The organism is Marinobacter alkalisoli (genome assembly GCF_045449855.1).
In the GTDB taxonomy this organism is placed as follows: domain Bacteria; phylum Pseudomonadota; class Gammaproteobacteria; order Pseudomonadales; family Oleiphilaceae; genus Marinobacter.
In genome coordinates this window covers 35,585-47,569 of record NZ_JBJJLC010000052.1, presented here as the reverse complement: position 1 = coordinate 47,569, position 11,985 = coordinate 35,585, and the positions used below count along the sequence as shown (strand labels likewise).

The window sequence follows — 11,985 nt, the reverse complement described above, 5'->3', positions numbered from 1 at the left end:
ATGCCAAAACCCCGCCCTGGTGCGGGGTTTTGTTTTTAAACACTAACATCTCCCTCCAGGTGTCTGAATTTTATAGGCAAGCTCTGGGAAGCCAGGGTTCCTCCCCAAAAAGGTGTTTCAGATACGAAACGATCTCAATTGGCTATTCATTGCTGTGACCTCTCCTTTTCCTGAAAAACTCCTTTTCTGACAATAACCTGCCGTAACCCGGGCAAAGCTGGCACGTTAATCGCTGTAGTCACCAGGCGGGTCTGAACCATGGCTTGACGGTAGTCAGAAAGGTGGGGCGGATCCCTTCGTAGCTGAAACCATGGAAAAGGAAGGTACGTCATGAAAACCAGAAAAAGCTTGCTAGCGATTGCTGTTGCTATGGGACTTGGACTGTATGGAACCGCCGTGGCTGACCAGGGCGGGGATGGCAGCCCGAACGCCAACGCCGATGATGGAAGTACAGCCGCCAACGTGTCCGATAGTGCTAACGACAGCTCGGACAACTCCACCCATCTGGATGTTGCGGACAGTGGAAACGACAACTCCACGGATAATTCAGACAACAGTACCAACGTTGCTGACAGTGCCAATGACAACTCGGATAACAGCACCAATGTCGCGGACAGCGGCAACGACAGCTCCGATAACAGCACCAATGTTGCTGACAGCGGCAACGACAGCTCCGACAACAGCACCAATGTCGCCGACAGCGGTAACGACAACTCCGATAACAGCATCAACGATTCGTTCAATATTGCAGACAGCGGTAATGACAATTCGGACAATTCCGATAACAGTACCACCGACCTGGATTTGCATGTGTTCCTGAACGAAGCGGACCTGGATGGTTCAGTCTCCGGCGTTTCGGCCACGTACAATCTCGATGGTGATCACGGCGGCATGGCCTCTGCGACCAGCCATAACGAGATTTCCGGTGGTTCCGCAAACTTCACCGGTGTTGGGGCGTTTTCCCAGAATGCTGGTGCCAATAGCGTGACCCAGGCCAACGTCAGCGTGATGTCCAACCTGAGTACCGGTGGCAACTGATGGTAACCGGCCGCGCCCATGTCGGGTGCGGCCCCGTTACCCGGGAGAACGGACATGGGTAATGTCATCAGATGGAAATTGGGCGCGGCCCTGCTGACGCTGACGCTGGGGTGGGGAGTTCAGGTTCAGGCCGAGGAATGGTTGACGGCCGAGCCACTCTCCGCGGATCAGTTGTCGGACGCCAGTGGGCGCCAGGGCATTCCGCTGCAGTGGCAGATCAACGACAACCAGCAGAATGCCAGCGTTTCCGACAACATGCTGTCGGGCAACGTGGTCACGGGGGACAACACAATCTCTGACCACGCGTTCGATAACATGAGCGGCATCGCCACGGTGATCCAGAACACCGGTAACCAGGTGGTGATTCAGGACAGCACCCAGATCAACATACTGATCAACCATTAGTGGCAAAGGAGGTGGATCATGGCTGTACGCGCCTTTACTGCATTGTGTGCGGGTGCCGGACTGCTGTGGTCCACTGTTTTCGCCGGCTCGGTGACGGTGCCGGGCATCGGAGGCGATGTGCGGGTCAGTGTGACCAGTTTTCAGGAGAAACGCTTTGACAGCGTTATGCGCCAGCAATACGACTTCAGCTGCGGTTCTGCAGCCCTTGCTTCGCTGTTGTCCTATCACTATGACCACGAGGTGTCCGAACAGGACGTGTTCCTGTCCATGCTGAGTCTGGCGGACGCGGAAAAGGTCCGTCGTGAAGGTTTCTCCATGCTGGACATGAAGCGGTTCCTGGAGGCCGAAGGCTACCAGGCCGATGGTTTCCGGCTGCCGCTGTCAGGACTCAGGGAAAAGGTGCGTCTGCCCATGATCGTGCTGCTGAACCTGGATGGGTTCCGGCACTTTGTGGTGATCAAGGGGATCAGTGAAAGCGAGGTGCTGGTGGGTGACCCCGCCCGTGGCCTCAAGGTGTACTCATACCGACAGTTCGAACGTTACTGGGATGGAACGGCGTTTATTATCCGCAGCCATCTTCAGCAGGGTCGAAGCGCATTCCTGGGAGACGGCAACTGGCCCCAGGTAGCCCGGGCGCCCCTGGAGAAAGGGCAGGGTGGCCCGTCACTGGGGCATACACTGCCTTACTGGCCTTCATCGAGGGAGTGGTGACATGAGATTACACACGCTATTGTTGGTGGCTTCCCTGGCGGGTTCGGCGTTGTGCCGACCGGTTGTTGCGGAGCTCGCGTTGCCGGTGACGCCCCTGGCCAATCCGGAACTGGCCGAGCTCAGGGGTGGGTTTGTGCTGGATAACCTGGAGATCGCCATCGGCCTGGAGCAAATCGTATCCGTGAACGGTGACACCATGGTGGTGAACCGCCTGAATATCCCCAACCTGAACCAGTCAGTCCACGGTGGTGTCGTGGAACACCAGCTCGAAACCGTGTTGCAGGTGGTTGGGCCAAACCAGCAGGCCGGGCCAAGGGTATCGGGCAATCTCAGTGATTCCTCGGGCTGGATGACGATGATCCAGAACAATCTCGACAGCACGGTGATCCAGAATGTTCAGCAACTGAATATCGAGCTGAACAATATCGGCAGAGGCGTTCAGCTTCCCGCCCAGCTTAACGACCACCTGTTGCAGTTCCTCGGTCGCTGACTGCCTGTTAGAGACTGATTGGCAGTTTCAGCGTGATCTCACTGTTGGGTGCGCTTTCGGTCACCCCAACGCTGACGGTCAGGTTCAGGCTGGTGCTGGTGGACAGGCGCTGTGACAGCCCGAAGGAGAGGGAGCCCACCTGGATCCGGTCAAAGCGTGCATCAAACAGGTTGTTGTCGTGCTCGATGGTCGTCTTGCGGATGACTGAGTGGTCATAGCCCAGGCTGAACGACGTCTTCTCGTTGAACGCGAACCCCATGCCAAAACCGAAACGCACCACATCGCCGGGGTCCACCGTGCCGCCGTTCTCAAGCCCCTGGTCCTCCTCGAGCGTCCAGACGTAGCTGAGATTGCCGAACAGCACCGCGGGGTCGGTCGGATAAATAAAGGAAAAGCCGGGTTCAAAAGCCCAGAAGCCGGAACCGGTGGGGCGTTCCCTGAGTTCGACGCCGATGGGGTTGCCCTGGCTGTCCTCGACCACGCGCTGATCCACGTCGTAGGGACCGTCTCCCGTCGGTGATTTTATCCGCAAAACACTGATAATGTATGGCATGCCATCCAGGCCGTCGTTCAGTTGATAGCGGAGCGAGAGCTCTACGTCTCCCAAACCTTCCCCGGATGATTCCTTCACGGTATCCACGGGCGTTCCCTGGAATGCCTGCCGTTCCCGCAGGTCCTCATTGATGCTCAGATAAGGCACTCGTAGCGCGGCTTCGAACTTGCTGGTAAATCCATACTTCAGGGAAAGGGCACCGACAAAAATATCCCGTTGTATTTCCGAGATATTAATCAGTCCGACCAGCAGCGCCGGTATCACGGTGTACCCTTCCACCGCCACGACCGTCGAGTTGCTGTGGGCGTGGGAAAAAGCCGGCTCAATGGTCAGGCGGCCAGGACGGGTGACGATCCCCCGATCCGAGGTGATGGAGGCAATGTCTGTCGCGGTATCGCCGGATGATTCGGTCTCCGCGGCTTGTGGCCCGCCATAGTCATCGTAATCTGGTGCGGCCATGGCACCTGTGGGCAAAAGTAACGTCGCCACCATCAAGGAGTGTAGGTGCCTGTACCCCATTCTTACTGTTCCTTTTTATGGGTGGTTCCTTAATGGCTTGTGGCCGCGTGCGTGGCTGTGGGGACCGTGTTTGTCCATTAACCGGTAGAAAGACACCCGGGAAATATTGAGAATGCGCGCCGCTGCGGACACGTTCTGGTGTGACAGGGCCAGGCTGCAGGACAGTGCCTGTCGATCGGCCCTGGCACGGAATGCCTCAAGGCTGAGGCCAGACTGGCCGGGGATGGCCAGTGCAAGCTCTGGCAGGCCCAGGTCCGCCGGTTCGATCATGGCCGACTCGCTCAGCAACATGGCCTGACGCAACCGGTTCTGCAGTTCGCGCAGATTGCCCGGCCAGTCGTGCTGGGCGAGGCTTTGCATGGCCTGATTGCTGAGTTTGCGCACGCCGAAAGCCGTGTGGGTATTGGCCAATATCCTGTTGGCAACGATCGGGATGTCCTCGGGGCGGTCCCGTAACGGAGGCAGCCGGACCTCCAGGCTGCCCAGGCGGTAGTACACATCGCTGCGAAATTCCTCCGTCTCCACCAGCTTTCTCAGCGGCCGCGCGCTGGTGGCAATGACCCTGACGTCCACTTTTTTGGGTTGGTTGGCTCCGATACGTTCAATCTGACCTTCCTGCAGGAAACGCAGGATGGCGGACTGCTGCTCGGGAACCAGCTCATCAATGCCGGACAGCAGCAGGGTGCCTCCGTCTGCGGATTCGAGTCGACCCCGGCGACTGTTCACGGCATGGGTGAATGCACCTTTCTCATAACCGAACAACTCGCTCTGGGTCAGGGACACCGGTAACGCAGCACAATTGACCGTCACCAGTGGCTGGGTGCTCCGGGACGAGTGGGCATGGATGAAGCGTGCGGCGGCATCTTTGCCGGTGCCGTTTTCCCCCACAATCAGCACGGGTTCATGGGTTTTGGCAAACCGCCGCAACATGGCCCGTGCCTGGCGGATGGCTTGGGATGCGCCTTCCAGTGCCACGTCCTGATAGCTATCGTGGTGCTCGGAATCGCCCTGATGTTGCAGCTGGGCCATGCCCCACAGGTGGCCCAACACCGTATTCAGGCGTTCCGGGTCCAGTGGTAGTGTGTGGTAATCCGTGCAGTGTCGGGAAATGAGCGTTCCCAGCGGCGTGTTCTGATGGGGGGCGGACGGCAATACGCCAACCCAGTAGGGAAGCTGGAAGGCTTCCGTCCACTGATCCAGGTAAGGCGTTCCCTGTTCGGGGTAGATGCTCAGGTCCAGCACGCCTACCTTGGCGCTGCCGGCGCTGGCCAGGCCGAAAGGGGGCGGTTCTGTCAGGTCAAAACGGTGTATGCTCCATTGTGGTAAGAGTGCCGAGTCGGGTTGTTTGTCGATGCTAGCCGCCGACAACCAGACAAGCGGTCGTTTGTCCTGCATGGTGAATCTCCTCGGGATGGGGGCCCTTCCCGGGACGATATACATGTAATGTGCCAGTTAAGGCAGCGAGCCTGTTTTCAGTGGGTTGTATCGAGCTGATCTACGTATACGCAAGAATCTGTAAATTTTGCCGACATGGGAGAACCGGGTGAGTACGGAGCAGGGCATTGTTTTTGGGGTTCTGGCGGCCACGCTGGGGCTGTTTATCTGGAACAGGCTGCGCTTTGATGTGGTATCAATGCTCGCCTTGCTGGCGATTGCAGTGGCGGGATTGATACCCAGCGATGAACTGTTCTCCGGCTTCGGCCACCCGGCGGTGATTACCGTTGCCGCAGTCCTGGTGATCAGTCAGGGCCTGGTGAATGGTGGCGTGGTCGATAGCATTGCCCGTTTGCTGGGGCGGGTGGGGCATCGTCCAACCTTGCAGGTGCTGATGTTGACCGCGGTGGTTGCACTCTGTTCCGGCTTTATCAACAACGTCGGCGCCCTGGCTTTACTGATGCCGGTGGCGGTATGGATGTCGCGGGAAGCGGGCCGATCGCCCTCCCTGCTGCTGATGCCCCTGGCCTTTGGCTCCCTGCTGGGAGGCACCATGACGCTGATCGGGACGCCGCCCAATATCATCATAGCCAGCTACCGCGAAACCGGCTCCTTTGGTTTGTTTGATTTCGCCCCCGTCGGCGGTGTGATCACGCTTGCCGGCATTGCTTTCATTACCCTGGCAGGCTGGCGCCTGACGCCTCAGCGGCAAGACAGCGATGATGGAGGCAAGCTGTTCAGTGTCGGTGATTATGTCACCGAACTGCAGGTGCCCGAGGAATCGTCCTACGCAGGGGCCACGCTCCACAATCTGTTAACCGACGCTGACAGTGAGAACGACGTGGTCGTGCTGGCACTGATCCGGGAAGACAGCCGGTCGCTGGCGCCATCCACCTACAAGGTTTTGAGAGAAGGGGATGTCCTGCTGGTGGAAGCCGACACGGAGAGCCTTCAGAATTTTCTGGATCACACGGGGCTGGCGCTTGCCAGTACCAGTGAAGACGACGGTGATGAAGCCCGGGAGGAAGGGGACGAAACGCGGCCCCGGAAGGAGCTGGCCTCTGGTGAGGTCCGGCTTTCGGAAGTGGTGGTAACCCCTGAGTCCAGCCTGGTGGGACAGACCGCCAATCGTCTGAACCTGAGGGAATACCATGGCCTTAATATCGTTGCCATGGCGCGTCAGGGGCACCGGTTGAAGCGCCGGCTTGGGGATGTGCGCATTCAGGCGGGGGATATCCTGTTGGTACAGGGACACGAGGATTCCCTGGGTGGCACATTGCAACGACTCGGTTGTCTGCCCCTTGCTGAACGTGGCCTCAGGCTGGGGCGGGAGCGCAATGCGATGTTGGCCGGTGGTCTGTTCATGGCTGCCATTGTCACCATTGTGGCCGGCTGGCTGGCGCCACCAGTGGCACTGGTGGCTTGCGCCGTATCGATGGTGTTGGCGGGCCTGCTCAGTGCCCCGGATGCCTACAAGGCTATCGACTGGTCCGTCATTGTGCTGCTTGCTGCCATGATTCCCGTTGGTCAGGCCCTGGAAACCACCGGCGGCGCCGAACTGATTGCGGCACAGATGCTGGCACTGAGCGACGGGCTGGCACCGGCCATTGTGCTTACGGTGGTATTGGTGGGTACCATGCTGTTGTCGAATGTGGTCAATAACGCCGCTGCCGCAATACTGGTGGCTCCTATTGCCCTCAGCCTGTCCGCGGAGCTGGGCATGCCTTCTGACGCAGTGCTGATGGGTGTTGCAGTGGGAGCGTCATGCGCTTTTCTGACACCCATCGGGCACCAGTCCAATGCCCTGGTGATGGAACCGGGGGGATACCGGTTCGGGGACTACTGGCGCCTGGGGTTGCCCTTGTCGATCCTGGTCACGGTCGTGGCTGTGCCGATGATCATGTTGGTCTGGGGGTAGCTCAGGCATGAGGATCATAAAGCCCCAGGCGGATAGCCTCCTGCACGGCCTCGGCGCGGCTGCTGATGCCAAGCTTGGCATAGATGTTCTTGATGTGCCGCGCGGCGGTGTGATAGCTGACGTCCAGAATGTCGGCCACTTCGGCGGTCTTGAATCCCCGGGCGATCATCTCCAACACTTGCCGCTCCCGGGAGCTGAGTACTCCGGCGGTCTCCTGTCGCCCCTCCTGCCCCAGGGGCGTTGATCGCACCTGCTGAAAGTAATTCATCATGCGCTGAGTGATCTGGGGCGACAACGGCGGCGTTCCGGTGGCCAGCTTTTTCAGCGCATCGGCAATCACCTGGCGCGGCTCGTCCTTGAGCAGGTATCCGTTGGCGCCCGCCTGTATGGCGGGAAACAGATGAATGTCATCGTCGTAAATGGTGGTGACCACCTGATGGGCGGACGGGGCGACGGACTTGCAGTGGCGAATGAAGTCGACGCCGGAGCCGTCCGGCAGGCGCAGGTCGACCAGGCACAGCTCGGGTTGCTTACCGTCCAGCCAGGCCAGGGCCGAACCCAGGGTATCGCAACAATGCACCTGTGCCTCCGGGAAAGAGGCCAGAACAGCCCCGGTGAGCCACCGCTGGGCGTCTTTAAGGTCTTCAAGGATCAACACCTGTTTCATGATTGTGGAGCTCCGGGCGCCGGCAATGTGCAGATCATGCCGGCGCCACTGTTCAGCGGACAGTAATAGCGCATGTCGCCATACAGTTCTTCGCATCGCTCGCGAATGCTGTGAAGGCCGATGCCGCTGGCATTTGCGGTCAGTTCAGTGCCCCAGCCGATGCCGTTGTCGCTGGCGTCGAGGATCAGGCAGCTGTCCTGATAGCGGATGTGCAACCGGACATCCGTCGCCCGGGCGTGGCGAATGGTGTTGCTCAGGAACTCCCGGATAATGCTCATCAGGTTCCGTTCCACCCGGGGTGTCAGGGTTATAATGGCGGCGTCGGGGGCGAGGGTCATATCCAGATCAATTCCGAACAACTGGCAGCGTTCACCAGCTTCGATGTGCCAGCGGGAAAAACTCTGGTCCAGAGGCACGATCTGTTTCTGGAGCCCCTGAATAACACCGCGCAGTTCCCGCAGGCATTCCCGTGCCAGGCCGCTGAGTTCGGTGTCGTTGGCCCGGTATATGATGGACAGCAATCTCGCCCCGACGTCGTCGTGCAGATCCCGGGCTACCCGTTCACGCTCGGTCTTGATGCCGTCCTCGAAGGAGTCCCGGTACTGGCGGGCAAAGCGAAAGAGCTCCATCGCCCGGGCGGCAAACTGCGTATCCTGATGGTCAAACAGCCGGTGTCCCTGGTTGGCGTAACTCATTTCCAGGCAGGCGGATTCGCCCAGCAGAGGTGTTCGCAGCTTCAGGCCATTGTCCAGCACAGCCGGTGTGGTACAGCCGTGTTCCAGGCGACGGGTCTGCAGCGGGCTGAACGACCTGTGCAAGGCCTTCTGCCATTGCCTGTCGATGCTGCCGCCAACTTCAAAGGCATCGCTGATCATGGTGGGCAGTTGCTCCCACTGGTCCTCTCTGGCGGAAGAGGGAAGGAAGCGGCGAAGCAACATCTGCCGCAACGGGAAATACACCCAGCCCACCAGGGCCAGGCTCACCACCAGACTCATGGAGTATTGCAGGTCGAGCCAGAGCACCAGAAGGCCATCGATCACAATAACGAGGATGCCGCACAGGAACCAGAACCAGGCCACCAGGATCCAGCGGTCGAGGTCAAACAGCCGGTACCGGACGATACCGAGGGCAATGCCGAGGTAGGAGAAGACGAACAGGATCCAGGCGTATTTCTGATGGATCAGGGAGGGGTAGCCGATCACCTGGGGTACAACCACCAGCGACAGGTAGCTGATGATGCCGCCGAACCAGGAGTAGACAAACCATTTCAGGCGCGCCCGCGCCACTGGCTCCCGCCGGGTTCGCCGCCACTGGACAACCGCGAGAATGACATCCGTCAGCGCCCAGGCGAGCAGGGTATAGCGGGCGGTAATGTCGAGGCTGTCGATCCATTGCCCCCAGTTTGCCGCCAGGATCAGCGCCACCAGGGGAAGCATCAGCCATTCGAAGCGGAAATGGGACAGGGATGTCGGGTAATGCCACAACAGAGTGGTGCCAGCGCCGGCGAACAGCATGGCTCCGAACTGGTTGCTACGGGACAGGGCCAGCAGAAGGTCTGCCGGCAGGCTCAGTTCCCGGGTGGTGTACACCGCGCTGGCAATAATCGCCACGGCAATGCCGAAGCCGGCGAGGGCGTAAAAAAATGGCCCGCGCTCGTTCTGGACGAACGCCCAGGCTGCGACCCCCATCCAGAAGATCAGCAAGCCACAAATCACCTGGTACCAGAACTCGGGTGACAGGTCTGTCGGGCTGACGTCAGTTGTCAGGTTAACGGTCACCCAGTCAGTTTGCTGAACCAGCGCCTGCGTGTCCGAGCCTGGAATGCTTTCCGCGGCTTTGAAGCCAAAACTGACGCGGTCTGACTGCAGCGTTGTCCAGAGGTGATCCTGGCGTTCAAAGAATCGGTTGTAGGGGCCGTAGGTGGCGGCATCGTCCGGTTCGGCAATGGCATCAAACGGTTCCAGGGCCATTTCCCGTGTTTCACTACGAACGGCGATGAGCTCGTCACCGGGTTTCAGGATTCTGGCGAGGGGGCCTTCCGGGTCAACGTCGACAATGCGCGCGCCTTCCTGGCCAGGCACGGTGGTGATGCCCAGGCGGGGCACGCCAGTGGCAAAGTAAAGAGCAAGCAGGAACAGGGCCAGACCGACGGCGATGCCAGTCGACAGAACCGTCGATGGTGCCCATTGCTTCGACATGTAGCTCCTTACGTCAAGTAGACCGGTTTACCGGTCTACTTCCAACAGAATGGCCATACCCAGGCGGTCGGATTCGCCTCCCGCAATGTAGCGGTTGGTGAAGATGCCGATACTGGCGTCTTCGTTGAAGAACCCATCCAGTTGGGAAGCGCCTTCGTCGTAGTTGAAGCTGATGGTGGCGGCGCCATTGGCATCCACGCTGACGGTTACATCGTCATGGGGGTCGGCAAAGGAGTCACGGCTCACCTGGTCGGTGAAGCTGGCGCGTTCCACCCGTACCACACCGCCCTCAAAGTCGGCTTCTGTTTCGGAGGTCATGTTCAGGAACGAGTTGAACCGCAGTCCGCCGAGGCGGATGGCCTCAAGACTATCGCCACCCAGGTCCACGCGCGCGTACACGCTCAGCAGGCGATAACGTTTATCGGCGATGGAGGGCTGGGTGTCCGGCAGCCGGACCATCAGGGTTCTGCCCAGTTCCCAGGTCATTGGATTGCTCTCGACGTCCTGCGCTGCGAGCAGCGAGATGAAGTCGAGAGAGTCGTTGATAAAACCGTCGGCTGGGCCGCCTATGCTTTCGATGTCACCGTCGCCGCGAATGGTATAGGGCAGGCCGGTCTCGTCACTGCCCGGCGCCGGCTCGACGTAGGTGGCGGCTCCGCCCGGATCCAGCCGCAGTTCCTGTGCCGCGCCTGCAGTGGCACCTGCAGTTCCGTCGTTACTGAAGGTCACCACATTCTGTTCGGATTCCAGCAGAATATCGCCACCTTCGGTCTGCTGGCTGCCCAGGTAGACCCGGCCAAAATCTCCGGCGAGAAGAATGTCGCTATCCCCCTCCGGGGTGGCGGCGAATATCTCCAGGGACTGGAAGAGTTCATCGCCGAGCTTGTTCTGCGGGTCCAGGTCACCCTCGGCCGTCAGACCGTAACGAATCACGGTTTCGCTGGGCGACAACACAAAGAGCTTGTGGTCCAGAGCTTTCTGAAGCCGGTAGGTGAAGGCGGGTGAGCGGAAGCCCTCGGTATCGCCCACCTCCTCACTGAAGTCACCCTCAACACTGAGGATACTGTCACTGGAGAAGGTGCCCGGGAACTGGTCTTGCTCGTTGTCAATCTCGCTGCGTACCTCGAGAAAAGTGTTCGCCAGCTCAGGTCCGGTCAGCAGCGAGTCGGTTCCTTCTTCTGAAGAGCGGTTAAAGGTGACGTTGCCGCCATCACCAGCGGTGAACTCAAAGTCTCCGCCAAACACACCAACGTCCCAGGTACCGCCACTGTTATTGTCGGAATCGTGCAGGCCAAACACCATGGCAGAGGTGCGGTAATTGCCCGCAATGGTGCTGGCATCCCCCGCTTCGGTGGTGGCCAGGGCAATCTGTGCCTCAAGATCTTCCCCGACAACCTTGTCGAGCTCTGCCAGCATGTCGGCAAGCCGGAAGTCTGGTGAGGCGGTCAGATCGAACTCTTCGACGCGGTTCCGGATTCTCACCACATCGTTGACTTCGAGAGACTCCAGAGAGGCGTCGCTGTCGACAAACTTCTGCAGAATGAATTCCGAAGCGGGGTCGATATCCACCGCCTGTTCCACCACTTGCGAGCGCATCTGTGCGTCGTTCGGGCCGGTGATGCGCGCCACCAGGTTGCCCGCCAGGTTGACGCCTTCCGGCAGTGTCAGGGTGTAACTTCCGTCAACCGAGGTCCGGCCCGTGGCCAGGACCTCGCCGATCTGGGTGCCGTCGTCGTCCACCCGGATCAGCTCGACGTCTGCGCCTTCAACTGGTTGCAGACCGCTGATTGCAGCGGCCGCGGGCGACACCAGGAAACCGGACGCAATTTCGAATAGGGTCGGTTCCCGGAAGCTTGCAACCTGGCCTCCGGGGGCGCTAACGGTACCGCCTACTTCCGTGCCTGCACCGTCGTCGGAGCCGCTGGAAGATGAATTGCTGCAGCCGGTCAGCGCAACACTGGCTGCAATTGCCGAGGCCAAGGACAGTTTTTTTAAGGACATCATCGGGGAAACCCTTCCACTTTTTATATTGTTCCGCATGGGAACTATGGC

General features: G+C 59.6%; 10 protein-coding genes. 5 read left to right on the top strand and 5 right to left on the bottom strand.

Annotated features, from left to right (window positions below; translation table 11 throughout):
• The first annotated feature begins 330 nt into the window (after nucleotides 1–330).
• Genes ACJO5Y_RS18475 through ACJO5Y_RS18460 form a run of 4 tightly spaced genes read left to right on the top strand, consistent with a single transcriptional unit; the run spans nucleotide 331 to nucleotide 2,644 of the window.
• On the top strand, nucleotides 331–1,038 hold the full coding sequence (locus ACJO5Y_RS18475; protein WP_406989288.1) for a dentin sialophosphoprotein: 708 nt from the start codon (nucleotides 331–333) through the stop codon (nucleotides 1,036–1,038).
• Between the two features lie 54 nt (nucleotides 1,039–1,092).
• Nucleotides 1,093–1,443 (top strand): hypothetical protein, encoded by a 351-nt coding sequence (locus ACJO5Y_RS18470; RefSeq protein WP_406989287.1) that lies wholly within the window; start codon nucleotides 1,093–1,095, stop codon nucleotides 1,441–1,443.
• Nucleotides 1,444–1,461: 18 nt separating this feature from the next.
• The gene (locus tag ACJO5Y_RS18465; protein WP_406989285.1) at nucleotides 1,462–2,154 is read left to right on the top strand and encodes a C39 family peptidase; all 693 of its coding nucleotides are present in this window, start codon (nucleotides 1,462–1,464) and stop codon (nucleotides 2,152–2,154) included.
• 1 nt (nucleotide 2,155) lies between these two features.
• Entirely contained in the window at nucleotides 2,156–2,644 is a 489-nt protein-coding gene (locus ACJO5Y_RS18460; protein WP_406989283.1) for a hypothetical protein, read from the top strand.
• Between the two features lie 7 nt (nucleotides 2,645–2,651).
• Here ACJO5Y_RS18460 and ACJO5Y_RS18455 read toward each other — a convergent pair whose 3' ends face one another.
• Complete coding sequence (locus ACJO5Y_RS18455; RefSeq protein WP_406989281.1) at nucleotides 2,652–3,656, bottom strand: transporter; 1,005 nt, start codon at nucleotides 3,654–3,656, stop codon at nucleotides 2,652–2,654.
• A 75-nt stretch (nucleotides 3,657–3,731) separates the two neighbouring features.
• Complete coding sequence (locus ACJO5Y_RS18450) at nucleotides 3,732–5,111, bottom strand: sigma-54 dependent transcriptional regulator (RefSeq protein WP_406989280.1); 1,380 nt, start codon at nucleotides 5,109–5,111, stop codon at nucleotides 3,732–3,734.
• 148 nt (nucleotides 5,112–5,259) lie between these two features.
• Between ACJO5Y_RS18450 and ACJO5Y_RS18445 the strand changes: the two genes are divergently transcribed.
• Nucleotides 5,260–7,068 (top strand): SLC13 family permease, encoded by a 1,809-nt coding sequence (locus tag ACJO5Y_RS18445; protein ID WP_406989278.1) that lies wholly within the window; start codon nucleotides 5,260–5,262, stop codon nucleotides 7,066–7,068.
• A gap of 1 nt (nucleotide 7,069) precedes the next feature.
• Here ACJO5Y_RS18445 and ACJO5Y_RS18440 read toward each other — a convergent pair whose 3' ends face one another.
• From ACJO5Y_RS18440 to ACJO5Y_RS18430, 3 genes are read right to left on the bottom strand one after another with little or no spacing between them, the layout of a single operon-like run.
• Complete coding sequence (locus ACJO5Y_RS18440; protein ID WP_406989276.1) at nucleotides 7,070–7,735, bottom strand: LuxR C-terminal-related transcriptional regulator; 666 nt, start codon at nucleotides 7,733–7,735, stop codon at nucleotides 7,070–7,072.
• Nucleotides 7,732–9,933 (bottom strand): ATP-binding protein, encoded by a 2,202-nt coding sequence (locus ACJO5Y_RS18435; protein WP_406989274.1) that lies wholly within the window; start codon nucleotides 9,931–9,933, stop codon nucleotides 7,732–7,734. The genes ACJO5Y_RS18440 and ACJO5Y_RS18435 overlap by 4 nt, the downstream gene beginning before the upstream one ends.
• Before the next feature lie 27 nt (nucleotides 9,934–9,960).
• Nucleotides 9,961–11,937 (bottom strand): hypothetical protein, encoded by a 1,977-nt coding sequence (locus ACJO5Y_RS18430; RefSeq protein ID WP_406989272.1) that lies wholly within the window; start codon nucleotides 11,935–11,937, stop codon nucleotides 9,961–9,963.
• Between the last annotated feature and the right edge of the window lie 48 nt (nucleotides 11,938–11,985).